The organism is Bradyrhizobium sp. P3_C3 (genome assembly GCF_056402655.1).
The window spans coordinates 87,442-112,089 of record NZ_JBFUGY010000020.1 but is presented as its reverse complement, the minus strand read 5'-3'; the positions used below and the strand labels follow the sequence as shown (position 1 = coordinate 112,089).

General features: G+C 65.4%; 21 protein-coding genes and 1 riboswitch. Of the genes, 11 read left to right on the top strand and 10 right to left on the bottom strand.

Features of this window, described 5'->3' with window-relative positions; all coding sequences use genetic code 11:
- Positions 1 to 43: 43 nt before the first annotated feature.
- Together AC1DW2_RS23125 and purQ are read right to left on the bottom strand one after the other, a co-directional pair.
- On the bottom strand, positions 44 to 1,030 hold the full coding sequence (locus tag AC1DW2_RS23125) for a tripartite tricarboxylate transporter substrate binding protein BugD (RefSeq protein WP_477007184.1): 987 nt from the start codon (positions 1,028 to 1,030) through the stop codon (positions 44 to 46).
- Positions 1,027 to 1,728, bottom strand: coding sequence for a phosphoribosylformylglycinamidine synthase subunit PurQ (gene purQ, locus AC1DW2_RS23120; protein WP_063982360.1), 702 nt, complete (start codon positions 1,726 to 1,728; stop codon positions 1,027 to 1,029). The genes AC1DW2_RS23125 and purQ overlap by 4 nt, the downstream gene beginning before the upstream one ends.
- Positions 1,729 to 1,895: 167 nt before the next feature.
- On the opposite strand from purQ, the gene AC1DW2_RS23115 reads away from it, so the two are divergent.
- Positions 1,896 to 2,912, top strand: coding sequence for a magnesium and cobalt transport protein CorA (locus AC1DW2_RS23115; RefSeq protein ID WP_477007183.1), 1,017 nt, complete (start codon positions 1,896 to 1,898; stop codon positions 2,910 to 2,912).
- A 13-nt stretch (positions 2,913 to 2,925) separates the two neighbouring features.
- Here the strand turns inward: AC1DW2_RS23115 and purS are convergent, their stop codons facing one another.
- A complete protein-coding gene (gene purS, locus AC1DW2_RS23110) occupies positions 2,926 to 3,165 on the bottom strand; it encodes a phosphoribosylformylglycinamidine synthase subunit PurS (RefSeq protein WP_304490478.1) in 240 nt (79 codons plus the stop codon).
- A gap of 12 nt (positions 3,166 to 3,177) precedes the next feature.
- Positions 3,178 to 3,945, bottom strand: a complete 768-nt coding sequence (purC, locus tag AC1DW2_RS23105) for a phosphoribosylaminoimidazolesuccinocarboxamide synthase (protein WP_172782948.1) — start codon at positions 3,943 to 3,945, stop codon at positions 3,178 to 3,180.
- 320 nt (positions 3,946 to 4,265) lie between these two features.
- Here purC and AC1DW2_RS23100 point away from each other — a divergent pair, with 320 nt between their 5' ends.
- Positions 4,266 to 4,589, top strand: coding sequence for a DUF1476 domain-containing protein (locus tag AC1DW2_RS23100; protein ID WP_014494124.1), 324 nt, complete (start codon positions 4,266 to 4,268; stop codon positions 4,587 to 4,589).
- A gap of 66 nt (positions 4,590 to 4,655) precedes the next feature.
- Here AC1DW2_RS23100 and cynS read toward each other — a convergent pair whose 3' ends face one another.
- Positions 4,656 to 5,144, bottom strand: a complete 489-nt coding sequence (cynS, locus tag AC1DW2_RS23095) for a cyanase (RefSeq protein ID WP_477007182.1) — start codon at positions 5,142 to 5,144, stop codon at positions 4,656 to 4,658.
- Between the two features lie 89 nt (positions 5,145 to 5,233).
- Positions 5,234 to 6,802 (bottom strand): bifunctional AfsR/SARP family transcriptional regulator/alpha/beta hydrolase, encoded by a 1,569-nt coding sequence (locus tag AC1DW2_RS23090; RefSeq protein ID WP_477007181.1) that lies wholly within the window; start codon positions 6,800 to 6,802, stop codon positions 5,234 to 5,236.
- Between the two features lie 148 nt (positions 6,803 to 6,950).
- On the opposite strand from AC1DW2_RS23090, the gene mddA reads away from it, so the two are divergent.
- From mddA to AC1DW2_RS23070, 4 genes are all read left to right on the top strand, one after another.
- The gene (gene mddA / locus AC1DW2_RS23085) at positions 6,951 to 7,700 is read left to right on the top strand and encodes a methanethiol S-methyltransferase (RefSeq protein WP_477007180.1); all 750 of its coding nucleotides are present in this window, start codon (positions 6,951 to 6,953) and stop codon (positions 7,698 to 7,700) included.
- Positions 7,697 to 8,674 carry an NADPH:quinone oxidoreductase family protein gene (locus tag AC1DW2_RS23080; protein ID WP_477007179.1) on the top strand — a complete coding sequence of 326 codons (978 nt, stop codon included), beginning with the start codon at positions 7,697 to 7,699 and terminating at the stop codon, positions 8,672 to 8,674. Before mddA ends, AC1DW2_RS23080 begins: the two co-directional genes overlap by 4 nt.
- A gap of 33 nt (positions 8,675 to 8,707) precedes the next feature.
- Complete coding sequence (locus tag AC1DW2_RS23075) at positions 8,708 to 9,457, top strand: hotdog family protein (RefSeq protein ID WP_085404287.1); 750 nt, start codon at positions 8,708 to 8,710, stop codon at positions 9,455 to 9,457.
- Between the two features lie 312 nt (positions 9,458 to 9,769).
- Positions 9,770 to 10,978 (top strand): diguanylate cyclase domain-containing protein, encoded by a 1,209-nt coding sequence (locus AC1DW2_RS23070; RefSeq protein WP_477007178.1) that lies wholly within the window; start codon positions 9,770 to 9,772, stop codon positions 10,976 to 10,978.
- Positions 10,979 to 11,112: 134 nt separating this feature from the next.
- Here the strand turns inward: AC1DW2_RS23070 and AC1DW2_RS23065 are convergent, their stop codons facing one another.
- Positions 11,113 to 12,312: a TrmJ/YjtD family RNA methyltransferase gene (locus AC1DW2_RS23065; RefSeq protein WP_477007177.1), complete on the bottom strand. Its 1,200-nt coding sequence runs from the start codon at positions 12,310 to 12,312 to the stop codon at positions 11,113 to 11,115.
- A 337-nt stretch (positions 12,313 to 12,649) separates the two neighbouring features.
- Between AC1DW2_RS23065 and AC1DW2_RS23060 the strand changes: the two genes are divergently transcribed.
- Positions 12,650 to 13,861 (top strand): NADP-dependent isocitrate dehydrogenase, encoded by a 1,212-nt coding sequence (locus tag AC1DW2_RS23060; protein WP_071912356.1) that lies wholly within the window; start codon positions 12,650 to 12,652, stop codon positions 13,859 to 13,861.
- A gap of 98 nt (positions 13,862 to 13,959) precedes the next feature.
- Positions 13,960 to 14,466 (top strand): DUF3455 domain-containing protein, encoded by a 507-nt coding sequence (locus AC1DW2_RS23055; RefSeq protein ID WP_477007176.1) that lies wholly within the window; start codon positions 13,960 to 13,962, stop codon positions 14,464 to 14,466.
- Between the two features lie 4 nt (positions 14,467 to 14,470).
- On the opposite strand, the gene AC1DW2_RS23050 is transcribed toward AC1DW2_RS23055, so the two are convergent.
- Together AC1DW2_RS23050 and alaS are read right to left on the bottom strand one after the other, a co-directional pair.
- On the bottom strand, positions 14,471 to 15,697 hold the full coding sequence (locus tag AC1DW2_RS23050) for a cyclic nucleotide-gated ion channel (RefSeq protein ID WP_085404282.1): 1,227 nt from the start codon (positions 15,695 to 15,697) through the stop codon (positions 14,471 to 14,473).
- 6 nt (positions 15,698 to 15,703) lie between these two features.
- Entirely contained in the window at positions 15,704 to 18,382 is a 2,679-nt protein-coding gene (gene alaS, locus AC1DW2_RS23045) for an alanine--tRNA ligase (RefSeq protein WP_085404372.1), read from the bottom strand.
- A gap of 233 nt (positions 18,383 to 18,615) precedes the next feature.
- Positions 18,616 to 18,704: riboswitch (glycine riboswitch) on the top strand.
- Between the two features lie 162 nt (positions 18,705 to 18,866).
- Between alaS and gcvT the strand changes: the two genes are divergently transcribed.
- The 3 genes from gcvT to gcvP all read left to right on the top strand — a co-directional run bounded on the left by gcvT (position 18,867) and on the right by gcvP (position 23,442).
- Complete coding sequence (gene gcvT, locus AC1DW2_RS23040) at positions 18,867 to 20,015, top strand: glycine cleavage system aminomethyltransferase GcvT (protein WP_085404281.1); 1,149 nt, start codon at positions 18,867 to 18,869, stop codon at positions 20,013 to 20,015.
- 10 nt (positions 20,016 to 20,025) lie between these two features.
- Positions 20,026 to 20,394 (top strand): glycine cleavage system protein GcvH, encoded by a 369-nt coding sequence (gene gcvH, locus AC1DW2_RS23035; protein WP_085404280.1) that lies wholly within the window; start codon positions 20,026 to 20,028, stop codon positions 20,392 to 20,394.
- Between the two features lie 180 nt (positions 20,395 to 20,574).
- Entirely contained in the window at positions 20,575 to 23,442 is a 2,868-nt protein-coding gene (gcvP, locus tag AC1DW2_RS23030) for an aminomethyl-transferring glycine dehydrogenase (RefSeq protein WP_085404371.1), read from the top strand.
- Here the strand turns inward: gcvP and AC1DW2_RS23025 are convergent.
- Entirely contained in the window at positions 23,421 to 24,590 is a 1,170-nt protein-coding gene (locus tag AC1DW2_RS23025) for a hypothetical protein (protein WP_354130341.1), read from the bottom strand. The two genes, gcvP and AC1DW2_RS23025, sit on opposite strands and share 22 nt — an antisense overlap.
- Between the last annotated feature and the right edge of the window lie 58 nt (positions 24,591 to 24,648).

Sequence of the window (24,648 nt, the reverse complement as noted above, 5' to 3'; positions counted from 1 at the left end):
GCAAGCCCAAAACCGCTATGACCTGCTATGACTTGGGCGGCTGCTACTTGGCGTCGTCGGCCAGCATCTTCCGGTATTTCTCGACGTCGCGCGTCACGAGCTTTTGCAGAACCTCGGGCGTGTGCTCGTCGGGGTCGGGCGCGACGGTCGAGAGCTCGGCAAAACGCTTCTTCAACGCGTCGGTTTCCACCGCCGTGCGCGCAGCCGCGTTCAGCTTGGCGATGATGGCCGGCGGCGTGCCCTTCGGCGCGAACAGGCCGTTCCAGCCCTGCGCCTCGAAGTCCGGCAGGCCTGCCTCGGCAGACGTCGGCAGATCGGGCAGCGTGGCCAGCCGCACGGTCGAGCCAACCACCAGGCCCCTCACTAGCTTGTCGCCGATCGACTGCGAGACGGAGGCCGCGGCGTCGCAGACGCCGTCGATCTGGCTGCCGATCGCATCCGTGAGTGCGGGCGCCGCACCGCGATAGCCGACCAGTGTTGCGTCGACCCCGGCGGCCGTCACAAAGCTCTTGCAAATGAGGTAATTCGACGAGCCGACGCCGGCGTGGCCGAGATTGATCTTGCCCGGGTTGGCCTTGGCGTAGGCGATGAACTCTTTCAGGTCCTTCGCCGGGAAATCCTTGCGCAGCGCGATGACGCCGAACGTCTTCGCCACCATGGCGATCGGCACGAAGGATTCAGGCGTGAACGGCAGTTTTGGATAGATCGTGTAGGTCGCGGCATTGGTGCCGGCGTTGCCGATAGCGATGGTGTAGCCGTCAGGCTCGGCGCGGGAGGCGCGCGCCAGCGCGGTCGAGCCGCCGGCACCGGCGACGTTCTCGATCACGATGGTCTGGCCGAGCGCGATGCCCATTTGCTCGGCGACCGTGCGCGCGATCACGTCCGACGTGCCGCCGGCCGCGAACGGCACGATCATCGTGATCGGGCGCTTGGGGAAATCCTGCGCGAAGGCGGCGGTCGCGAGCGAAAATGTCGCGAGCGACAGCGCCGCGATCGCGGCGAGAGCCCGCTTCCCCACGAACGAGATCACGCGGCCTTTTCCAGATGGGCAGTGAGGCCGGCGAACAGGCCGCGGCCATCGGTGCAGCCCATGATGTCTTCGACGTGGTTCTCCGGGTGCGGCATCATGCCGAGCACGTTGCCCCTGTCGTTGACGATTCCGGCGATGGATTGCGCCGCGCCGTTGATGTTATGGGCCTCGTCGACCACGCCCTCGGCCGAGCAGTAGCGATAGAGCACCCGCCCCTCGCCTTCGAGCCGCTTGATGGTCTCTTCGTCCGCCTCGTAATTGCCCTCGCCATGCGCCACCGGCACGCGGATCACCTGGCCCGCATTGTAGCCGCGGGTGAACGGCGTGTCGGAGCGTTCGACGCGCAGATGCACGTCGTGACAGATGAATTTCAGCCGTGCGTTACGCATCAGGACGCCGGGCAGCAGGCCGGACTCGCAGAGGATCTGAAAACCATTGCAGACGCCGAGCACGAGACCGCCCTTGGCCGCATAGTCGCGCACCGCGTCCATCACCGGCGACCGCGCCGCAATCGCGCCGCAGCGCAGATAGTCGCCGTACGAGAAGCCGCCGGGCACCACGACGAGGTCGGTGCCCGCGGGCAGCGACGTCTCGGCGTGCCAGACCATCGCGGGCTCGCTGCCGGAGATCAGCCTCAATGCGCGCGCCATGTCGCGCTCGCGGTTGATTCCGGGAAAGACGAGGATGGCGGCTTTCATGGTTCGGGTTCCGACGGTGATGGGAATCGGGCTGGCCAAAGGGCCAATTCGTCAGGAGACATAGCCATTTGACGGGGATTTTACCAGTGCTAGCCTCGCCGGGCGGCCTTGTACACAGGCCATAGCCACGGCAATTTTGCCTGACGATTTTGCCCGGGATTGAAGCCATGAACGTCCCGTCGCTGCCCGCCTCCCTCTCCGAACCGGTGTCCACTCAGGGCGTCATCGCTGCCGGCGCCTATGTCGACGGCCGGCGTGTCGCCAATATCGCCATCAGCGAGGCCTCGAGCTGGCGGGCCAAGCCCGGCCACGTGGTGTGGATCGGGCTGCACGAGCCTGACATGGCGCTGCTCGGCGCCGTGCAGAAGCAGTTCGACCTGCACGACCTTGCCATCGAGGACGCCAACAACGCCCATCAGCGGCCGAAGATCGAGCAATATGGCGAGGCCCTGTTCATCGTGGCGCGGACCGCGCAACTGCTCGAGGGCCGGATCGCCTTCGGCGAGACGCACATCTTCGTCGGCGAAGGCTATCTGGTCTCGGTGCGCCATGGCGCCTCGACATCCTACACGCCGGTGCGCGAACGCTGCGAAAGCTGCCCACGGGCGCTGGCGCGCGGCGAGGACTACATCCTCTACGCCATCCTCGATTTCATCGTCGACAACTACTCGCCCGTGCTGGAGAGCATCCACGAGGAGGTCGAGGGCATCGAGGACGACGTGCTCTCCAAGCCGATCAGCAAGGCGCAGATCGAGCGGCTCTACATGCTGCGCCGCGACCTGTTGCGGCTCAGGACCGCGATCGGCCCGCTGGTGGAAGTCTGCCGCCGCCTCGAGCATGACGAACTTGCGATGGTGCGCGCGACGATGCAGCCGCTGTTCCGCGACGTCACCGACCACGTCAGGAACATCCAGGAGCGCATCGATTCCATGCGCGAGGTGCTGGCCTTCGCCTTCGAGGCGAGCCTGCTGGTCGGACAGGCGCAGGAGACCGCGGTCTCCAAGAAGCTCGCCTCGTGGCTGGCGATCCTCGCCGTGCCCACCGCAGTCGCAGGCATCTACGGGATGAACTTCAAGTACATCCCCGAGTTGCAATGGGAGTACAGCTATTTCGTCGTCATGGGGACGATGGCCCTCGCCTGCCTCGGGTTGTACTGGCGCTTCCACCGCGTCGGATGGCTGTGAAGCGCCGCGCGGGTTAGACGATCTCGACGCGATAGTTCTCGATCACGGTGTTCGCCAACAGCTTGTCGGCGGCCTCCTTCAGCGCCGCTTCGGCCTTGGCCTTGTCGGCGACGGCAAGCTCGATGTCGAACACCTTGCCCTGGCGGACGCTGGCGACGCCGTCGACGCCGAGCGACTTCAGCGCGCCTTCGATGGCCTTGCCCTGAGGATCGAGGATGCCCGTCTTCAGGGTAACGGTAACACGTGCCTTCACGTCAAATCCCTCTTAGCTCTTCACCAGCACCGGGCCAGTGCCCTGCGGACGCTCATTCTCCATGAGGATGCCGAGGCGTTTTGCGACTTCGGTGTAAGCCTCGAGCAGGCCGCCGAGGTCCCTGCGGAAACGGTCCTTGTCGAGCTTCTCGTTCGACTTGATGTCCCACAGACGGCAGCTATCCGGCGAGATCTCGTCGGCGACGATGATCCGCATCATCTCGTTCTCGAACAGCCGGCCGCACTCCATCTTGAAGTCGACGAGGCGGATGCCGATGCCGAGGAAGAGGCCGGTGAGGAAGTCGTTGACACGGATGGCGAGCGCCATGATGTCGTCGATCTCCTGCGGCGTGGCCCAGCCGAAGGCGGTGATGTGCTCTTCCGACACCATGGGGTCGTTGAGCTGGTCGTTCTTGTAGTAGAATTCGATGATCGAACGGGGCAGCTGCGTGCCCTCCTCGATGCCGAGGCGCTGCGACAGCGAGCCGGCGGCAACGTTCCGCACCACCACTTCCAGCGGCACGATCTCGACCTCGCGAATCAATTGTTCGCGCATGTTGAGGCGGCGGATGAAATGGGTCGGCACCCCGATGTCGTTGAGGTGCTGAAACAGGTACTCCGAGATCCGGTTGTTGAGGACACCCTTGCCCTCGATCACCTGATGCTTTTTCGCATTGAACGCGGTGGCGTCATCCTTGAAGTGCTGGATCAGGGTACCGGGCTCCGGGCCTTCGTAAAGAACCTTTGCCTTGCCTTCATAAATACGACGCCGACGGCTCATGGGGATGTACCGTGTTTTGTTGAAATCCATGTATTTGGTGTGCTCCGGTTACCAGGCTACGACCCACAGCGGAGCTGCCGTGAACGGCTGGGAACCCGTCTATAACCCCTTGGAAACAGAACGGGAACCAAACCTTCAGGCAACCTATCCGATTGGCTGTCCCAGCACAATCGATCCGGCCGCCCGGCATCAACTTATACCGTCTTGCCTGCGGCTTAACGGCTCGTTGTTTTGCCGATTCGTGCCCCCTATCTAGGCATGCGCCGGGGCCGTCGCAACGACGGCCACCGGATCCAGTCAGCAGGGAATTGGAAAAAGGCATGAGCAGTTTGGACAAGCGCGAGGAAGGCTTCGAGAAGAAGTTCGCCCTCGACGAGGAGCAGAAATTCAAGGCGGAAGCCCGCCGCAACCGGCTGCTCGGCCTTTGGGCCGCCGAGAAGCTCGGCATCACCGGCGAGGCCGCCACCGCCTACGCCAAGGAAGTGGTCGCGGCCGATTTCGAGGAGGCCGGCGATGCCGACGTCCTGCGCAAGGTCATGGCCGATTTCGCCGCCAAGAATGTCGCCATCACCGAACAGGCGATTCGGGCCAAGATGAGCGAATTGATCGCCGTGGCCGCGGCCGAGGTGAAGGCGGGCAAATAGGCGAATAGGGAGCGGCGAGTAGCGAATGAACCCCATTCGCTACTCGCGATTCGCCATTCGCGTCCCTCACCCCTCCTTGAAGCCGTATTCCGGCACATTGCCGCTGGCGCCGTGATATTTGTACGGCAGAAACTTGCCGCTCATGGTGATCTTGACGCGGTCGCCCTTCGGGTTGGCAACGCGCTCCATTGCCATGTCGAAGTCGATCGCCGACATGATGCCGTCGCCGAACTCCTCCTCGATCAGCGCCTTCCACGCCGGACCGTTGACCATCACCATCTCGTAGAAGCGATAGATCAGGGGATCGGTCGGCGGCATCGGCGTGCCGGTGCCGCGCATCGGCACCTCGTTGAGCATCGCGGTCTCGGCCTTCGACAGGCCGAACAGCTCGCCGGCATTGGCGGCCTGCAGTTTCGTCAGCTTCATCTGGCCGAGAATCGCACCGACGATCAGCACCTCGGAATAGCCGCCGACCTTGTCGCAGATGTGTTTCCAGCTCCAGCCGTTCTCGCGCTTGATGTCGAGCAGCTTTTCGGTGAGGTCTTCGCGTTTCATGTCGGGGTCTCCCTTCGCCAGGCATCGTGTCACGTCGTTTGTGCCGCTTTGGGAGGCACGAAACGTGCCAATAAATGAGGCTTGAGGCGTCACCGCCTCGACCTCCCCTCACGCGGTAAAGCCTCCGTGAACCGCTTGATCGCCTCGAGCACCGGCTGCTGATCGCCGGCAAAGAACCAATGGTCATTGCCGTCGAGCTCAACGAATTCCGCACCGGTGATCCGGCTCGCGATGTCGCGCCCGGCCGCGATCCGCACGGCCTTGTCGTCCCGACGATGCAGCACCAGCGTCGGCACCGCAATCCGCGCCAGAAGGTGTCGCACGTCGGCGTCGCGAAAGGCCTCGAGCACGGCAAAGATGCCGCCGGGACTGGACGCCGCGCGCAACAGCCCCGCCCACCACGCGCGCGCCTGCGGATCATTGGCCAGGCTCGGCGCGAAGGCTTCGATCCCGACCGGGCCGCCCCATTGCGCAATCAGGTGCTTGCTCCAGGCGTCATACTGGCTGGCGCGCAGCGCGTGCGGATAGTCCTCCGACCAGCAGCCCTTGGCCAGTGCGCCGAACAGAATGAGCCCGGCCACATGGCGGGATTCCTCGACCGCAAATTTGATGCAGGCCGGCCCGCATTCGGATGCGCCAAACAACACGACGCGGCGCGAGTCCGCCGCCCGCAGCACCGTGCCGATGTCTTCCGCGGTGACGTCGATGCCGGGGGCCGATCCGACCCGGTCGGACAGGCCGATGCCGCGGCGATCGAAAACGATCAGCCGCCCAAGCCTCATCAATGAAGCCAGAAACGTCCGGCTCGCAGGGTTCTCCCAGGCGCGCTCCACATGCGAGACGAAGCCGGGCATAACCAGGATGTCGAGCGGACCACTTCCGTAGGTCTGATACGCCAGATGCACGCCGGCGCCCTTCACGTAGCGTGTCGCTGGAAGAGCATCGCGCAGCGGCGCGGCCGCGCGGCTCATGAGCGCCTCGGTCTCGGCTTCCGGCGCGACCCCAAGCTCGTCCCGAAGCCGCTGCGCTAGTGCGGCGTGATGCCGTTCCGCCGCGCTTCGGTCGCCCGCCAGCAGCAGGCTGCGGATCAGGTGCCGGCCATACACCTCGCTGAGCGGATCGAGCTCGACCAGACGGCCCGCATGCAGTGTCGCGGCGAGATGATCGCCCGCGGCATTCCTGTCCTGCACCAGACGCTCGAGCGCCTGCACGAGCCGCCCCCGCAGCGCCTCGCGGCGAAAGAACGCCCAATCGTCGAACTCAGGACAGTCGTCCGGAGAAAAGCCCGCCAGGAAGTCGCCGCGATAAATCCGGCAGGCCTCTTCAAAGTCGCCGCGGTCGCAGGCGCGCTCGAACTGATGCGAGTCGATCTTCAGCTCGACCTCCGGAGACCAACGCAAGCTCGTGCGGTCGGTCTCGAAAACCGCCTGGCCGAGCGTGAGCTCGACGCGGTGAAGCAGACGCCGCAATCGCGCGAGGCTGGTCTCGCGGGAAGTCTCGGGCCATAGCAGCGTGGCAATGACGTCGCGCGCGACGGGGCCTTTGGCTTCCGCGAGATAGACCAGCAGCGCTAGCCCCTTGCGTAAGGCCAGCTTGATCGGGCGGTCGTCGGCATGGACCTCGGGGAACCCGAACGTGACAAGCGAAAAGGCCGTCATGGAGATCCTCCCTCCCCGGTCGGCGCCCCCGGGGGACGCGCAGGGGACGGTCCAGCGATAGCGGTCAGGCCAGATCGAGCCCGCTCGCCAGCGAGCGGTTCAGGCTCCTGAATGCGGCACCGCCGCCATCGGCACAATAGGAAAAACCATGTTCGCGCGCCTCGCAATCCTGCTCTACGCCATCGTGAGCTACGCCGTCTTCACGGCTTCATTCCTCTACGCGCTCGGTTTCGTCGGCAATTATGTCGTGCCCAAGTCAATCGACACGTCGATCGACGTCGGCGCGCCTGCGAATTTGGGTGAGGCTATCGTCGTCAACCTGCTGCTGATGAGCCTGTTTGCCATCCAGCACAGCGTCATGGCGCGCCCGGCCTTCAAACGCTGGTCGGCCAAATTTCTTCCAGTGGCCTGCCAGCGCAGCACCTATGTGCTGCTCTCCAGCCTGGTCCTCGTGCTGCTGTTCTGGCAGTGGCGTCCGATCCCGACGCCGATTTGGCAGGCCAGCGGCATTACGGCGTGGCTCCTGACCGGCGTACATTGGCTCGGCTGGCTGATCGCGTTCGCATCGACCTACATGATCGATCATTTCGATCTGTTCGGCCTGCGCCAGGCTCTCGTCGCGTTGCGCGGAGCCGAGATATCAGGTCAATCCTTCCGGACGCCGCTGCTCTACAAGATCGTGCGGCATCCGCTCATGCTCGGCTTTCTGCTCGCGTTCTGGGCGACGCCCGAGATGACCGCCGGCCATCTGCTGTTCGCGATTGCGAACACGGCCTACATCCTGGTCGCCCTGCAGTTCGAGGAGCGGGATTTGATCGCCGAGTTCGGCGCGACCTACCAGGACTATCGCCGGCGCGTTCCGATGCTGTTGCCGCGCATTTTCGGAGCGCCCCGATGAAAGCGGTTCTGTGCAATTCGTTCACTGGCCCTGCGGATCTGCGCCTCGGTGAGATCGCGACGCCGCGGCCTGCCGGCGACGAGATTCTCATCGACGTCCATGCGGCGTCCGTGAGCTTCATGGACCAGTTGCTGGTCTCGGGCCTCTACCAGATGCGGCCGCCGACGCCCTTCGTGCCCGGCACCGAAGCTTCCGGCGTCGTCGTCGTGGTCGGCGACAAGGTCACGATGTTCGCACCCGGCGATCGCGTGGCGTGCAGTGCCTGGACCGGCGGCTACGCCGAACGGATGATCGTGAAGGAATCGAAGAGCGTACGGCTGCCTGATGGCGTCGCGTTCGAAGCCGGGGCGACGGTGCTGCACAATTACGGCACGGCCTATTATGCGCTGGTCGAGCGGGCACGGGCACAACGCGGGGAAACGCTGTTCCTCACCGGCGCAGCCGGCGGGGTTGGCCTTGCCGCCGTCGACCTCGGCCGTCATCTCGGCCTGCGCGTCGTCGCCGGCGTCGGCTCCGACGACAAGGCCGCCCTGGTGCGGCGTTACGGGGCGAGCGAAGTCGTCAACTATCGCAGCGAAGACCTGCGCGACCGGATCAAGTCGATCACATCGGGAGAAGGCATCGATGTCGGTCTCGACAACGTCGGCGGCGCGATCTTCGAGCAGATGGCCCGGCTGATGAGATGGGACGGACGGCTGATGCCGATCGGCTTCACCGGCGGCGAGATTCCACAGATCCCGATGAACCTGCCTCTCCTGAAAAATTACGCCATCATCGGCGTCTTTGTCGGCGCCTGGGCGGAGAAATTCTCCGCGGAGGCCGCGCGCATGAATGACACGCTGATGCAATTGCTGGCCGACGGAAAGATCCGCCCGCACATCGATCGCGTCCTCCCTTTGGAGGAGGCCGGCGACGCCATGCGCGCCGTCGCCAATCGCGCGGTTCTGGGACGCATTGTCCTCAAGATCAGGTAGACTGCGCCCGACGAGGAAGAGAGGACAGAACCGATGACCGAGATCATCATCGACAAGCGCTTTTGCGGTCCTCCGAACTCCGGGAATGGCGGCTATGTCTGCGGCCGGCTGGCCCGCCACATTTCCGGCGGCGCCGAGGTGACGCTGCGCGCGCCGCCTCCTCTAGACAAATCGCTCGATGCGGCCGCGACCGCCGACGGCACATGGGAGCTTCGTGACGGCGCCAAGGTCGTCGCGACCGCGCGGGTGGCCAGCGTCGAGCTTGCGCGCCTTGAGACAGCCCGTTTGCAGGAAGCACGCGCAGCCGAATTGCTGGCGCTGTTCAAGCCGCACGAGCATCCGCTGCCGAACTGTTTCGTCTGCGGTCCCGCAAGAGCGAAAGGCGACGGCCTGCGCATCTTCGCCGGCCCGCTCGGACGTCACAACGCCGTTCTCGCGGCGAGTTGGACGCCGGACTCGAATCTGGCCGCCGAGGACGGCCTGGTTGCGTCAGAATTTCTCTGGTCGGCGCTCGATTGTCCCACCGGCTTTGCCTGCAATTGCGATCAGCAGAGCGCGACCTTCGACAAGACGCCACTGCTGCTGGGCCGGATGTCGGCACGGATCGAAGCCCGGCCGCGCCCCGGAGACCGCTGCGTCATCACGGCTTGGCCAACCGGCCGCGACGGCCGCAAGCGCATGGCCGAGGCCGCGCTCCACGATGAAGCCGGGGGACTGCTGGCCGTGGCGAGGACGACATGGATTGCGGTGGAGCGCGAGGTGCAGCTCGGGCGTACTTCGTAGGGTGGGCAAAGGCGCACAGCGCCGTGCCCACCACTTCTGTCTCAGCTCCGTTGAGCGACATGGTGGGCATGCTTCCGCCTGCGCTCTTCGAGCTACGGCGGACAAGTCGCTTTGCCCTACCTACCTCTAATCACGCAACACATCCGTCGCCGCACCTTCGGCCTGCACCAATCCGCATTCTCCTGCACGCCCGCGGCCGCGCTTGCGACGGTTTACCTTGCGTCAAGCACGCCCGGCAATCGATGGCTGTCTTAAAAGGCTTGTTAGGAGTGGTCATCGTTGTTGGCGCCCGGAATACGGGGACGCTCTGCAATGCAATCGGACGAGGGACTCTACAGTGCGCCACGCTGGCGCCTGACACGCTGGCTCGCCGAGCCGGGGCTAGGTGTTCCCGACGACATCCGCGCCGCGCTCATTGTCCAGCTCTATGGATCGCTGCCGGTTTTTGCTGCCGGCGCCGTCAACACCATTGCCGTCGCCGCCGTGATCGCTGGCCGCAAGCAGACTGCACCATTCATTGTCTGGCTGGTCATGGAGATCGCGATCTGCCTGACCCGCCTCGCCGTGCTCGTCAGCGCGCATCGCAGGGCGCGTGCCCACTGCCCGACGCCGACCGACCTTCATCTCCTGCTCGCGGTCGCCTGGAGCGCCAGCGTTGGATTTGGCGTCGTTGCCAGCCTGGCCAGCGGGGACTGGGTCGTCGCCATGCTGGCCTCGCTCTCGGCGGCGGCGATGGTTGGCGGCATCTGCTTCCGCAATTTCGGCGCGCCGCGGCTGGCCGGGACCATGATCCTGCTGAGCCTCGGTCCCATCATCCCCGGCGCTGCGTTCGCCGGCGAGCCGCTGTTCTACATCGTCTACCTCCAGGTGCCGATGTATCTGGCCGCGATGACGGCCGCCGCCTTCCGCCTCAATCGGATGCTGATCACCACCATGCGCGCCGAACGCGAGAACAGCCATCGCGCACATCATGATGCACTCACGGGGCTGCTCAATCGCGCGGGCTTCGTCGAGGCACTCAGCGCCAGACTTGGAGCCCACGCCGAACGACGGTTCGCTGTGATGTTCTTCGATCTCGACGACTTCAAACCGGTCAACGACACGTTCGGACATGCGGCGGGCGACGAGGTGCTGAAAGCGGTGGCCGGGCGCGTGCGCCGGGCGCTGCCGGACGGCGCGGTGGTCGCCCGGATGGGTGGCGACGAGTTCGTCGTGCTCGTCGACGGCGTCACGGCCGAAATGGCCCAGGAGGCGGGATACCGCCTCATCAGCGAGGTTGCCGTCTCCTATGAGCTCGGCGGCGAGGTGCGCGCCGGTGTCGGCGCCAGCGTCGGCATTGCGATGTCGCCGGATCATGGCGCCGAAGTCGAGGAATTGCTCGCGGTCGCCGATGCAGCACTTTACGAGGCGAAGTCAGGCGGTAAATCGCGTTGCTGCCTCGCCTCGGTCGAGACCAACCTCGCGGCGTTACGTCGGCTGCAGCAGAGCGGCCCAAAAGCCCCGGTCGCAAGCGCCGCCTGACGCAGTACGACTAACGCACCCCACAAGCGCGATCTCGTAGGGTGGGCAAAGCGAAGCGGGCCTACCATCGCGCTCGAAGGCAAAATGGTGGGCACGGCGCTACGCGCCTTTGCCCACCCTACGAGAGCTCCGGCCTACGCGCTCTGCTCGATCATCCCCTGCAACCGCACCAGCTCCGCCTCGAGATCGCGCTCGACGTCCGCTGCCCGGATCTCCAGCACGCGATAGTCGCGCGCCTCCAGCCACGTCCGCCGACCCGCACGATCAGCCGCGATGGTCTCGCCCTCGCCCGGGTTGACCAGCTCGATCGCGATCCGGTGCGGGAACGAGACGAAATCGGGAATGTGCCGGCCGACCGGGGTCTGGCGCTTGAACCCTCCTGCGAAGCGGCGGTCGCGGGTCAGGGCCTGCCAGAGCAGGCGCTCGGCATCGGTCGGGTTGCGGCGGAGCAGGCGGGCGAGGCCGCGCACGGTCGATCCGCTGTCGGGTACGCCGCCGCCCTGGCCGTGCTCGGCCAGCAACGCGCGCAGGCGCGTGGCCTGCTCGCCGTCGAGCACGCCGCCCTTGGCCGGGCCCTTGCGCCCTTCCGCGATCGCCATCACCACACCATGCAGGGTGTGCATGTCCTGCTTGGTCGGCTCCATCCGGCTGAAGATGTTGCGCAGGTTGACCAGCATGGTGTCGCGCTTCTCGGCCGGGCGCAGGAATTCGACCCGGTCGAGCTCGCGGATGAGGTTGTCGAAGAAGGCCTGCATCTGGTGCTGCGAGGCGCGCTCGGACCGCTCGGGCATGCTGTGCGGCAGCTCGCCTGACGTTGCCCGCTTGAACCATTCATAGCCAACCAGCAGCACGGCCTGGGCGAGGTTGAGCGAGGCAAAGCCCGGATTGACCGGGAAGGTGATGATGCGATTCGAGAGCCCAACCTCCTCGTTGGTCAGCCCCCAGCGCTCGCGGCCGAACAGGATGCCGGCCTTGCCCCCGGTCGCGACGTGACCCGAGATCTCGGCCGCGGCTGCCTCGGGCCCCACCACCGGCTTGGCCTGGTCATGGGGACGCGCGGTGGTGGCGAACAGCAGATCGAGGTCGGCGACCGCCTCGCCGACCGTGTCGAACAATTCGACCTCTTCCAGAATATAGTCGGCGCCGGCCGCGGCGCGCTGCGCGGCGATATTGGGCCAGCCGTCGCGAGGATTGACGATGCGCAATCGGCTGAGCGCAAAATTGCCCATGGCGCGCGCGGCCATGCCGATGTTTTCGCCAAGCTGCGGCTCGACCAGGATCACGATGGGACCGTCGAGGGAAAGGCCCGCCTTGCTCTTGTCAGTCCCCGACATCTCGCTTCGCTTTCACACTGGTTCTCAAGGCCTTGGCAAGGCGCTCTTCAGGAATTGATTCAAAGCCGGCCCAAGGGGCCGGCTGCCCGTTCGCCTGTCGTTTGCCTGTCCTGACGAAATTCTCAAGGGAAATAACGGGTTGGATTCGACTTTTGAATCTCTTCTGAAGCCTGAGGCTCGCCCCCGCGGCAGGGCCCGCCCCGCCCCCCATCTGGGCAAGCTGGATGAGCTAAAAGTGCATAATCCCTTGGCTTTCGCCCGCTGCAGTCCGGTGCTAAGAGGCGGCGGATATTCCCGTGGCGCGCCAAAGCGCCGTTCCTAAGAGGCTTCCCCGATCATGGCAAAAATCAAGGTGTCCAACCCCGTCGTCGAACTCGATGGCGACGAGATGACCCGGATCATCTGGCAGTACATCAAGGACAAGCTGATCAACCCGTACCTTGATGTCGAGCTGCTGTATTTCGACCTGGGCATGGAGTACCGCGACGAGACCAACGATCAGGTCACCATCGACGCCGCCGAAGCCATCAAGAAGGTCGGCGTCGGCGTCAAGTGCGCCACTATCACCCCGGACGAGGCCCGGGTGAAGGAGTTCAACCTCAAGCAGATGTGGAAGTCGCCGAACGGCACCATCCGCAACATCCTCGGCGGCGTGATCTTCCGCGAGCCGATCATCTGCAAGAATGTGCCGCGCCTGGTTCCCGGCTGGACCAAGCCGATCATCATCGGCCGCCACGCCTATGGCGACCAGTATCGCGCCACCGACATCAAGTTCCCCGGCAAGGGCACGCTGACGATGAAGTTCGTCGGCGAGGACGGCACCGTCATCGAGAAGGAAGTGTTCAAGACCCCGGGGTCCGGCGTCGCGATGCAGATGTACAATCTCGACGACTCCATCATCGACTTCGCACGCGCCTCGCTGAACTACGGCCTGCTGCGCAACTACCCGGTCTACCTCTCGACCAAGAACACCATCCTCAAGGTCTATGACGGCCGCTTCAAGGATATCTTCCAGGACATCTACGACCGCGAGTTCAAAAAGGAATTCGAGGCCAAGGGCCTGACCTACGAGCACCGCCTGATCGACGACATGGTGGCTTCGGCCCTGAAGTGGTCCGGCGGCTATGTCTGGGCCTGTAAGAACTACGACGGCGACGTGCAGTCCGATACGGTCGCGCAGGGCTACGGCTCGCTCGGCCTGATGACCTCGGTGCTGCTCACCCCCGACGGCAAGACCGTGGAAGCCGAAGCCGCTCACGGCACGGTGACCCGCCATTACCGCGAGCACCAGAAGGGCAAGGAGACCTCGACCAACTCGATCGCGTCGATTTTCGCCTGGACCCGCGGCCTGTCGCATCGCGCCAAGCTCGACAACAATGCCGAGCTTGCCAAGTTCGCGAGCACGTTGGAGAAGGTCTGCGTCGACACCGTCGAGGAAGGCTACATGACCAAGGACCTCGCGCTCCTGGTCGGCGCCGACCAGCGCTGGCTCTCGACCACCGGCTTCCTCGACAAGGTCGCAGAGAACCTCACGAAAGCGTTGGCGTAAGCCCGCGCATTATTTTTGCCTGATCGGGGTTAGACATCATTATGGGCCGCGCTTGGGCGCGGCCCATTCATTTTGACACCGTTGCGCGGAGGCCACCCATGTCCATCGTCAAGTTCGCTGTCCCCTGCCTGATGCTGCTGGCCGCCCTGGCCGGGCCGGCCGCCGCCGCGGAGCCGCTCCCCGACGCCATCGCCGCCCCCGGCGAGACCGTCGTGCTCAGCGTCCATGCCGAAGGCGCGCAGGTCTATGACTGCAAGGCAGCCGCCGACGGCAAGCTTGCCTGGGCCTTCCGCGAGCCGGTGGCGACGCTGCTCGCCGAGGGCAAGACCGTCGGCCGCCACTATGCCGGCCCGAACTGGGAACTCGCCGACGGCAGCGCCGTGGCCAGCAAGGCCATCGGCAACGCGCCGGGCGCAACCGCCGCCGATATCCCCTGGCTCAAGCTGGAGGTCGCCTCCCGCCGCGGCAGCGGCGTGCTGACGCCCGTCACCACCGTCCAGCGCATCAACACCCACGGCGGCAAGCTCGAGGGTTCTTGCGACAAGGCCGGCGAATTCAAAAGCGCGCCCTACTCGGCCGACTACATTTTCCTGAAGAAGGGCTGACCGCTTAGGAGGCGGTGTCGTCGCGCTCCGCCTGCGCCAATTCTGCCGCCGCAAGATCGCCGGTCTCCTCGAGCCGTGCCTTCGCGGTCTGGTGGACGTGGGCGGCGAGCGTCGGCATGCGCTCGATCAGCGCGTGAAAATCCTGGGCGTCGAGCACGAGCAGCCGCGTCTTGCGCGTCGCCGTCACCGTACCGCTGCGTTTGGTCTTGTGCAGCAGCGCGATCTCGCCAAAGAACGTGCCGTCGGCGAGCCGCACCTGCTGGCTCGGCAGCGTGATCTCGACCTCGCCGGCAGTGATGAAATACATCGACGAGGCGGTATCGCCACGGCGCACCAATATCTCGCCCTGCTCGATGGTGCGGGCGCGGAGCAGCCGCATGATGTCGGCGATCTCCGCGGCCGAAAGATGCGAGAACAACGGCACCCGCGCCAGCATGCCCCAGGTCACCACGAAGTCGCGCCGCCTCACCTCCTCGGCAAAGGCGGTCGAGATGATCGCGACCGGCAGCGCGATCATGGCAAAACCTGAGATGATCGCAAACACCGAGACGAATTTGCCGAGCGGCGTCACCGGCACGACGTCGCCATAGCCGACGGTGCCGAGCGTCACGATTGCCCACCACATCGCGTCCGGAATGGTGCCGAGCTTGCTGGGCTGCACATCACGCTCGATGGCGTAGAGCAGCGAGGCGAAGGTCAGTACCACGCCGATCAGGATGACGATGCAGCCGATCAGCGCACGCCGCTCGGCATGGATGGCCGCGAGCAGCGAGCGCATCGCCGGCGAATAACGGATCAGCTTGAAGAACGGCAGCACGCCGAGCCCAGCCAGCGTCGCGTGCCGGCCGGTGGCCAGCACGATCGCGGCCGGCAGGAACGCCATGAGGTCGATGATACCGAGCGCGGAGAAGGCATAAGAGAGCCGGTCGGACAGCGCGGAGCCGTTGCGCTGGGTGTGCCCCGCCACGGTCCACAGCCGCGCCAGATATTCGAGCGCGAACACGATGACGGCGAGGACGGCGACCGCGCTGAACAGCGTGTCGAACCGCGCGTCGAGCTCCGGCACCGAGGCGAGGATCATCGCGACCACGTCGAGCACGATGACGCTGATGATCACCTGGATGAAGCGCGACCCGATCGAGTAGGCGAGCGGATCGTGCTCCAGCAATTCGTACAGGCGATCCCTTAGGTTGGGATCGGCCGAGCCACGTCCTCGCGGAACGAGGCGCATGGCCGTTTACGCGCCTGCCATCGCTTTTTCGATCGCCGCGAGCGCCTCGGGCGCCTTGGCGCCATCGGGACCGCCAGCCTGCGCCATGTCGGGCCGGCCGCCGCCGCCCTTGCCGCCGAGCGCCTCGGAGGCGACGCGCACCAGGTTCACGGCATTGAAGCGCGCGGTGAGATCGGCGGTGACGCCGACCACGATCCCGGCCTTGCCGTCCTCGGTGACGCCGACGATGGCGACCACGCCGGAGCCGATCTGCTTCTTGCCGTCGTCCGCAAGGCTCTTGAGATCCTTCATCTCGATGCCCTCGACCGCGCGCGCCATCAGCTTGACGTCGCCGACCTCGCGCACGCCTGCGGCTGCGCCGTTCCCGACGGATGTACCGCCGCCCATCGCGAGCTTCTTGCGGGCGTCGGAGAGCTCGCGCTCGAGCTTCTTGCGCTCCTCCATCAGGGCTGTGATGCGCGCCGGGACGTCGTCGATCGAGGTGCGCAGCTCGTTGGCCGCGGTCTTCGCCAGCGCCATGGTCTCGTTGGCGTGCCTGCGCGCGTAGTTGCCGGTCAGCGCCTCGATGCGGCGCACGCCGGAGGCGACCGCGCTCTCGCCGGTCAGCGTGATCAGGCCGATGTCGCCGGTGCGCTTCACATGGGTGCCGCCGCAGAGCTCGACGGACCAGCCGAGCGCGTTGGTGCCGCGCTCCCGCGCGGTCCGGCCCATCGAGACGACGCGGACCTCGTCGCCATACTTTTCGCCGAACAGCGCGCGCGCGCCGGCCTCGCGCGCTTCATCGACTCCCATCACGCGTGTCGTGACTTCGTCGTTCTCCAGCACCACGTCGTTGGCGATGTCCTCGACGCGGGCAAGCTCTTCCGCCGTGATCGGCTTCGGATGCACGAAGTCGAAACGCAAACGATCCGGCGCGACCATCGAGCCGCGCTGGGCGATGTGGTCGCCGAGCACCTGGCGCAGCGCCTCGTGGATGAGATGCGTTGCCGAATGGTGCGCGCGGATCGAGGAACGCCTGCCGTGATCGACCTCGAGCTGCAGCGCGGTGCCGAGCTTCAGCTCGCCGCTCTCCACGGTGCCGACGTGAACGAAGAGATCGCCGAGCTTCTTCTGCGTGTCGGTGACGCGGAACTTGATGCCGCCCTCGCCGCTGAGCACGCCGGTGTCGCCGACCTGACCGCCTGATTCCGCGTAGAACGGCGTCTGGTTGAGCACGATCGCGCCGGTCTCGCCGGCCTTGAGGCTCGCGGTTTCCTGGCCGTCCTTCACCAGCGCGGAGACCACGCCTTCGGCACTCTCGGTCTCATAGCCGAGGAATTCGGTGGCCCCGAGCTTCTCGCGCAGCGGGAACCAGATCGCTTCGGAAGCCGCCTCGCCCGAACCCTTCCAGGACTCGCGCGCCTTGGCCTTCTGGCGCTCCATCGCGTCGGTGAAGGAGGCCTGGTCGACGCCGATGCCGCGCGATTTCAGTGCGTCCTGGGTCAGGTCGAGCGGGAAACCGTAGGTGTCGTACAGCGTGAAGGCGACGTCGCCGTCAAACATGTCGCCCTTCTTCAGGGACGCGCTCTTCTCGTCGAGGATGGCAAGGCCGCGCACCAGCGTCTTGCGGAAGCGGGTCTCTTCCAGCCGCAGCGTTTCCTCGATCAGATTCTCCGCGCGCATCAGGTCGGGATAGGCCTGGCCCATCTCGCGGACCAGCGCCCAGACCAGGCGATGCATCAGCGGCTCTTTGGCACCCAGCAGCTGCGCATGGCGCATCGCGCGGCGCATGATCCGGCGCAGCACATAGCCGCGGCCCTCGTTGGAGGGCAGCACGCCATCCGCGACCAGGAAGGCCGAGGAACGCAAATGGTCGGCAATGACGCGGAACGAGGCCACGGTCTGCTCGTTCGGCCCGGCGCCGAGCGCCGACGACGTCGCATCGATCAGATGGCGGAACAGATCGGTCTCGAACACGCTGTCGACGCCCTGCATGATGCTGGCCATGCGCTCCAGCCCCATGCCGGTGTCGATCGAGGGACGCGGCAGATCCACGCGCTCCTCCTTCGTCACCTGCTCGTATTGCATGAACACGAGATTCCAGAATTCGAGGAAGCGATCGCCATCCTCTTCCGGCGAGCCCGGAGGTCCGCCCCAGATGTGGTCGCCGCGGTCGATGAAGATCTCCGAGCACGGGCCGCACGGCCCGGTGTCGCCCATCGCCCAGAAATTGTCCGAGGTCGGGATGCGGATGATGCGGTCGTCGGAGAAGCCCGCGATCTTCTTCCACAGCCCGGCCGCCTCGTCGTCGGTGTGGTAGACGGTGACGAGCAGCTTGTCCTTCTTGAGCCCGAACTCCCGCGTGATCAGGGTCCAGGCCAGCTCGATCGCGCGCTCCTTGAAATAGTCGCCGAACGAGAAATTGCCGAGCATCTCGAAGAAGGTGAGATGGCGCGCGGTGTAGCCGACATTGTCGAGGTCGTTGTGCTTGCCGCCGGCGCGCACGCATTTCTGCGACGTGGTGGCGCGCTGATAGGGCCGCTTCTCGACGCCGGTGAAGACGTTCTTGAACTGCACCATGCCGGCATTGGTGAACATCAGCGTGGGATCGTTGCGCGGCACCAATGGCGAGGACGACACGATCTCGTGGCCGTTCTCGGCAAAGAAGTTCAGAAAGGTCGACCTGATCTCGTTGACGCCGCTCATGTTCATCCAATCGGGTGTGCTTGGACCCGCGATACGCCATCCAAACCGGGCATTTGGGCTGATATCTGCGGGTCAAAGCGCTTTTAGACAAGGCCAGCTGCGCTGTCCAGAAACTGTGCAAGGAGATCAGTGAGTTGCCGCAGGCGCGCAATCCCGTTTGCAATCCCGTTGAAAGCCGCCAGGTGCGCGTTGACAGGCTTGGCCGGCCTGTGGTCTGTACCCATCTGTATCGTACGGCCACGTCGGGAGAGACCGGCTTTGGTGCCGGCGCCGAAGGAGCAACCGCCCCGGAAACTCTCAGGCAAAAGGACCGCGTGGCTTTGACGACATCTGGAAAGAGGCGCCGACGGGCAAATACCTTTTCATAAGGGTTGGCCCGGACTGCGTCCGCCGACGGGATAATACTCTCAGGCACAGCGACAGATGGGGCTTCGACTGGTGTCCATCGGGGAATCGTCCCCGGGGAACCGCCGAGGGCCCCGTAATGCTTGCGCGCCACGACCAAGATTCCCTCAAACGTACGCCCCTTCACGGGCTTCATGTCTCCCTCGGCGGCAAGATGGTGCCGTTCGCGGGCTATGACATGCCCGTTCAGTACCCCGCGGGCGTCCTGAAAGAGCACCTCCATACCCGTTCCTCCGCCGGCCTGTTCGACGTCTCCCATATGGGCCAGCTCGCGCTCCGGCCGAAGTCGGGCAAGGTCGAGGACGCCGCCCGCGCGCTGGAACGGCTGGTGCCGCAGGATATCGTGGCGATCGCCCCGGGACGGCAGCGCTATGCCCAGTTCACCAATCCGGACGGCGGCATTCTCGACGATCTGATGGTCGCCAATTTCGGCGATCACCTGTTCCTGGTCGTCAACGCCGCCTGCAAGGAAGCGGACGAGGCGCATCTGCGCGCGCATCTCTCGGACGACTGCATCATCGATTCGCTTCAAGACCGCGCCCTGATCGCGCTGCAGGGCCCGAAGGCGGAAGCGGTGCTGGCGAAATTGTGTGCAGAGGCGCCCGCCATGAAGTTCATGGATGCCGGCCCGCACAAGGTCGCCGGCCTCGACTGCTTCGTCTCGCGCTCCGGCTACACCGGCGAGGACGGGTTCGAGATTTCGGTCCCCGCGGCCGATGCCGAGCGCCTCGCCAAAACGCTGCTGGACAATCCCGATGTGATGCCGATCGGCTTAGGGGCCCGCGACAGCCTGCGGCTGGAAGCCGGGCTCTGCCTCTACGGCCACGACATCGACACCGCCACCACGCCGGTCGAGGCCGCGCTGGAATGGTCGGTGCAGAAGAGTCGCCGCAGCGGCGGCGCGCGCACCGGCGGCTTTCCCGGCACTGATGCGATCCTCGCTCATTTCGATAACGGCGCAAGCCGCCGCCGCGTCGGCCTGCGTACGGAAGGCCGCGCGCCGGTGCGCGAGGGCGCGCTGCTGTTTGCGGATGACGCCGGCGGCGAGCCGATCGGAAAGGTCACCTCGGGCGGCTTCGGCCCGAGCCTGAATGCGCCGGTCGCGATGGGCTACGTGCCCACGGCATCGAGCGCGCTCGATACAAAACTGTTCGCCGAGGTGCGCGGCCAGCGGCTGCCGCTCACGGTCGCCGCCATGCCTTTCGTGAAAAACACCTACAAACGCTGAGGACAAGACAATGACCACGACGCTGTACACCTCCGACCACGAATGGCTGGCCATCGACGGCGACGTCGCCACCGTCGGCATCACCGACTACGCGCAGTCCCAGCTCGGCGACGTCGTGTTCGTCGAGCTGCCCAAAGCCGGCCGTGCGCTGAAGAAGGCCGAAGCCGCCGCCGTCGTGGAGTCGGTGAAGGCCGCCTCCGACGTCTACGCGCCTGTTACGGGCGAAGTGCTCGAGACCAACGACGCGCTCGCCGCCGAGCCGGCGCTGGTGAACTCGGACGCGCAAGGCAAGGCGTGGTTCTTCAAGATCAGAATTGCCGACAAGAGCGAGCTCGGCGGCCTCATGGATGAGGCCGCCTACAAGGCACATACGGCGTGAGATGAAGCGAACTCTGACCTCATATTCGGTGTCATCACCCGCCTTGTGCGCACTGCGCACTGGGGCGGGTGATCCAGTACGCCGCGGCTTCTCGGCTCAAGCCGTGACGCCTGCGTTTACTGGATGCCCCGCCTTCGCGGGGCATGACGGCGACAGCGAAATCTAAAGCGAGGACCCATGATGACCGCGCACCGCAAATCCAATGGCGACACCGCCGCCACCTTCGTTCGCCGCCACATCGGCCCGTCGGCGCGCGACGTCACCGCAATGCTGGAGGCCGTCGGCGCCAAGAGCGTGGACGCCCTGATGGCGGAGACGCTGCCGGCCTCGATCCGGCAGACCGCCCCGCTCGACCTCGGCAAGCCCTTGAGCGAGACCGAGGCGATCGCGCACATGGCCGAGCTCGCGCGAGAGAACCAGGTCTTCACCTCGCTGATCGGCCAGGGCTATTCCGGCACGGTTTTGCCCGCGGTGATCCAGCGCAACATTTTGGAGAACCCGGCCTGGTACACGGCCTACACGCCCTACCAGCCCGAGATCAGCCAGGGCCGGCTGGAGGCGCTGCTCAACTTCCAGACCATGATCTGCGACCTCACCGGGCTCGACGTCGCCAACGCCTCGCTGCTCGACGAGGCGACCGCCGCGGCCGAAGCCATGGCGCTCGCCGAGCGCCACTCGCGGGTCGAAGCAAAAGCCTTCTTCGTCGACAAGGACGTGCATCCGCAGACGCTGGCGGTGATGCGCACCCGCGCCGAGCCGCTGGGCTGGACCCTGATCGTCGGTGATCCCCTCGCCGATCTCGACAAGGCCGACGTGGTCGGCGCGCTGCTGCAATATCCGGGCTCCTCGGGCGCCGTGCGCGACCTCAGGCCCGCGATCGCGACGTTGAAGGCCAAGGGCGCGCTCGCGATCGTTGCCGCCGATCTCTTGGCACTGACGCTGCTCGCCTCGCCCGGCGAGTTGGGCGCCGACATCGCGATCGGCTCGGCGCAGCGCTTCGGTGTGCCGATGGGTTATGGCGGGCCGCACGCGGCCTATATGGCGGTGCGCGATGCACTGAAGCGCTCGCTGCCCGGCCGCATCGTCGGCCTCTCCGTGGACTCGCGCGGGATGCCGGCCTATCGCCTCGCGCTGCAGACCCGCGAGCAGCACATCCGCCGCGAGAAGGCGACCTCCAACATCTGCACCGCGCAGGTGCTGCTCGCCGTGATCGCCTCGATGTACGCGGTCTATCACGGCCCCGAGGGTCTCTCGCAGATCGCGCGCAACGTGCATCGCCGCGCCGCCGTGCTCGCAGCGGGCTTGCGCAAGCTCGGCTTTGCGCCGCAGTCGGATAGCTTCTTCGACACGCTCAGCGTGGACGCCGGTGCCAAGCGCGCCGAGATCGTCGCGCGCGCGGCTGCCGAGAAGATCAACCTGAGCGTCGGTGAGACGGCGTTGCGCATCGCGCTCGACGAGACCACAACGCCGGCAACCGTCGAAGCGGTCTGGCGCGCATTCGGCGGCACGCTCACCTATGCCGAGATCGACGCCACCACGCGCGAGGCGCTGCCGGAGTCGCTCAAGCGCACCACCGCCTTCCTCACCCATCCCGTGTTCCACGCGCATCGCTCGGAAACCGAGATGCTGCGCTACATGCGCAAGCTCAGCGATCGCGACCTCGCGCTCGACCGCGCCATGATCCCGCTCGGCTCCTGCACGATGAAGCTGAACGCGACGACCGAGATGATGCCGCTGACCTGGCCGGAGTTCGGCAGCCTGCACCCGTTCGCCCCGCGCGAGCAGGCCAAGGGTTACCACGCACTGTTCGCGCGGCTGGAAAAATGGCTGTGCGATATCACCGGCTATGACGCGATCTCGCTGCAGCCGAATTCGGGCGCGCAAGGAGAGTATGCCGGGCTGCTCGCGATCCGCGGCTATCATGCCGCGCGCGGCGAGACGCACCGAAAAATCTGCCTGATCCCCTCCTCCGCCCACGGCACCAACCCGGCTTCGGCCGCGATGGTCGGCATGGACGTGGTGGTGGTCGCCTGCGAAAAGAACGGCGACGTCGACGTCAACGATCTCCGCGCCAAGGCCGAGAAGCATTCGGCCGATCTCGCCGCGGTCATGATCACCTATCCCTCGACACATGGCGTGTTCGAGGAGCACATCCGCGAGATCTGCGACATCGTGCACGGCCATGGCGGCCAGGTCTATCTGGACGGCGCCAACCTCAACGCGCAGGTCGGCCTGTCGCGGCCCGGCGATTACGGCGCCGACGTCAGCCATCTCAACCTGCACAAGACTTTCTGCATCCCGCATGGCGGCGGCGGCCCCGGTATGGGCCCGATCGGCGTGAAGGCGCATCTCGCGCCGTTCCTGCCCGGTCATCCGGCGACGCAAGCCGAAGCACCGGTCGGCCCGGTCTCGGCCGCGCCGTTCGGCTCGGCGTCGATCCTGACCATCTCCTACATCTACATTCTGATGATGGGCGGTGACGGCCTGAAGCGCGCCACCGAGATCGCGATCCTCAACGCCAACTACATTGCCGCGCGCCTCGATGCGCACTTCCCGGTGCTCTACAAGAACGCGAAGGGCCGCGTCGCACATGAGTGCATCGTCGACCCGCGCGCGCTGAAGACGACGTCGGGCGTCACCGTGGACGACATCGCAAAACGCCTGATCGATTACGGCTTCCATGCCCCGACCATGAGTTTTCCGGTGCCGGGGACGCTGATGATCGAGCCGACCGAGTCGGAATCGAAGGCGGAGCTGGACCGGTTCTGCGACGCCATGATCGCGATCCGGAAGGAGATCGCCGAGGTCGAGGCCGGCCGCTTCAAGATCGAGGCTTCGCCTTTGCGTCACGCCCCGCACACCGTGCACGACATCGCGGACGACGATTGGAATCGCGCCTACACCCGCGCCGAGGGCTGCTTTCCCGACGGCGTCTCGCGCACCGACAAATACTGGTGCCCGGTCGGTCGCGTCGACAACGTCTATGGCGACCGCAACCTGGTGTGCTCGTGCCCGCCGGTGAGCGATTACGCGGAAGCGGCGGAGTAAGGGATCGTAGCTTCGTAGGGTGGGCAAAGCGACTTGTCCGCCGTAGCTCGAAGAGCGAAGGCGGAAGCGTGCCCACCACCTTTATGCGCGTTGGAATATGGTGGGCACGGCGCTTGCGCGCCTTTGCCCACCCTACGTCCCCGAACGCGTATCAAGGGTGCAACGAGCGAACGGTTCTGTCGGTCCCAACGCCACAGCCGTTCGTTGGTCAGAAGCGTTCCGCCCCACCAGCGTCTGATCGGGGTTTGACGGCGGAAATCCTCCCGGCCTTCAAGGACCGCTTCCCCAAATTCGGTGAGCGATAGCCGGCTTCGGCGAAAGGCGGCGTTGCGGCCTCGCGCATCGTGCGGGGCCAGCGTCGCGAGTTTCGGATCGAGACCCGTGATCACCGGCATTGGGCCGGACCCAAGCCCTTCGAGCAGCGGGCCCAATTCCCATTGATCGAACACGCGCGTTTGCAGCGGACCGTCCGGTTGAAACAGCTCCTTGGTACGGTTGTGCCCCCGCGCAATCAGGTCGAGAAGCCGCGCTTCCGTCGTACCTAGTCCGGTGATTGGTGATGGCAGTTCTGCCAGCAATTGTTCCATCGCAGGCTTCAGGAAGGGCAGCCTGGGGAAATCCCTGCCGAGCAATCCGAAACAGAGCTCCGGCGTTGGCGCCCGGTAGGCTTCCCAGGCCATGTTGGCGATCTCGAAGTCGCAGTCCGCGACCTCCAATTCCCGCACCATACGATCGCGAAGCTCTGTGCCGTCCGCTCCGCGCAGATCGAAATTGACACGTCGCAATCTCAGACGATCGGTGATCGATGGATGGGACCGCAAATAATCGAGGATCCAGATCAGTTGCAACTGACTATTGGGCTCAGGGTCGAACCACAGCTCGATGAGATCGACGCCATAGGTCTCGCAAAACCAAATCAGGCCTGTCTCTTTGTGCGCGAGACCGGTCTGAGGCAACCGGCCAACAAGATCGGACCAACGCACCTCCGGATCGCCTCTGACATAGCCTCCCGTCAGGTATTGCTCGAGGTGATGCGAGGTAGGCAGTGGCCCCGAAACGAAGCGAAAGATGAACGGCACGACCATGTCGGCGCGATCCGCATGGGCAAGACCGACGCCGGACGAACTGGTCAGGATCACGCGTTTCATCGCGAACGCCCCACAAAACGAAACGGGCACTGACGACGTCGGCAACTCAACGTCCTCA

What these genes read in the sequence shown, in the direction of transcription:
- purQ (WP_063982360.1), bottom strand. Translation starts at nt 1,728, where the DNA reads ATGAAAGCCGCCATCCTCGTCTTTCCCGGAATCAACCGCGAGCGCGAC.
- AC1DW2_RS23115 (WP_477007183.1), top strand. Translation starts at nt 1,896, where the DNA reads ATGAACGTCCCGTCGCTGCCCGCCTCCCTCTCCGAACCGGTGTCCACT.
- purC (WP_172782948.1), bottom strand. Translation starts at nt 3,945, where the DNA reads ATGAGCCGTCGGCGTCGTATTTATGAAGGCAAGGCAAAGGTTCTTTAC.
- AC1DW2_RS23100 (WP_014494124.1), top strand. Translation starts at nt 4,266, where the DNA reads ATGAGCAGTTTGGACAAGCGCGAGGAAGGCTTCGAGAAGAAGTTCGCC.
- cynS (WP_477007182.1), bottom strand. Translation starts at nt 5,144, where the DNA reads ATGAAACGCGAAGACCTCACCGAAAAGCTGCTCGACATCAAGCGCGAG.
- AC1DW2_RS23090 (WP_477007181.1), bottom strand. Translation starts at nt 6,802, where the DNA reads ATGACGGCCTTTTCGCTTGTCACGTTCGGGTTCCCCGAGGTCCATGCC.
- mddA (WP_477007180.1), top strand. Translation starts at nt 6,951, where the DNA reads ATGTTCGCGCGCCTCGCAATCCTGCTCTACGCCATCGTGAGCTACGCC.
- AC1DW2_RS23080 (WP_477007179.1), top strand. Translation starts at nt 7,697, where the DNA reads ATGAAAGCGGTTCTGTGCAATTCGTTCACTGGCCCTGCGGATCTGCGC.
- AC1DW2_RS23075 (WP_085404287.1), top strand. Translation starts at nt 8,708, where the DNA reads ATGACCGAGATCATCATCGACAAGCGCTTTTGCGGTCCTCCGAACTCC.
- AC1DW2_RS23070 (WP_477007178.1), top strand. Translation starts at nt 9,770, where the DNA reads ATGCAATCGGACGAGGGACTCTACAGTGCGCCACGCTGGCGCCTGACA.
- AC1DW2_RS23065 (WP_477007177.1), bottom strand. Translation starts at nt 12,312, where the DNA reads ATGTCGGGGACTGACAAGAGCAAGGCGGGCCTTTCCCTCGACGGTCCC.
- AC1DW2_RS23060 (WP_071912356.1), top strand. Translation starts at nt 12,650, where the DNA reads ATGGCAAAAATCAAGGTGTCCAACCCCGTCGTCGAACTCGATGGCGAC.
- AC1DW2_RS23055 (WP_477007176.1), top strand. Translation starts at nt 13,960, where the DNA reads ATGTCCATCGTCAAGTTCGCTGTCCCCTGCCTGATGCTGCTGGCCGCC.
- AC1DW2_RS23050 (WP_085404282.1), bottom strand. Translation starts at nt 15,697, where the DNA reads ATGCGCCTCGTTCCGCGAGGACGTGGCTCGGCCGATCCCAACCTAAGG.
- alaS (WP_085404372.1), bottom strand. Translation starts at nt 18,382, where the DNA reads ATGAGCGGCGTCAACGAGATCAGGTCGACCTTTCTGAACTTCTTTGCC.
- gcvT (WP_085404281.1), top strand. Translation starts at nt 18,867, where the DNA reads ATGCTTGCGCGCCACGACCAAGATTCCCTCAAACGTACGCCCCTTCAC.
- gcvH (WP_085404280.1), top strand. Translation starts at nt 20,026, where the DNA reads ATGACCACGACGCTGTACACCTCCGACCACGAATGGCTGGCCATCGAC.
- gcvP (WP_085404371.1), top strand. Translation starts at nt 20,575, where the DNA reads ATGACCGCGCACCGCAAATCCAATGGCGACACCGCCGCCACCTTCGTT.
- AC1DW2_RS23025 (WP_354130341.1), bottom strand. Translation starts at nt 24,590, where the DNA reads ATGAAACGCGTGATCCTGACCAGTTCGTCCGGCGTCGGTCTTGCCCAT.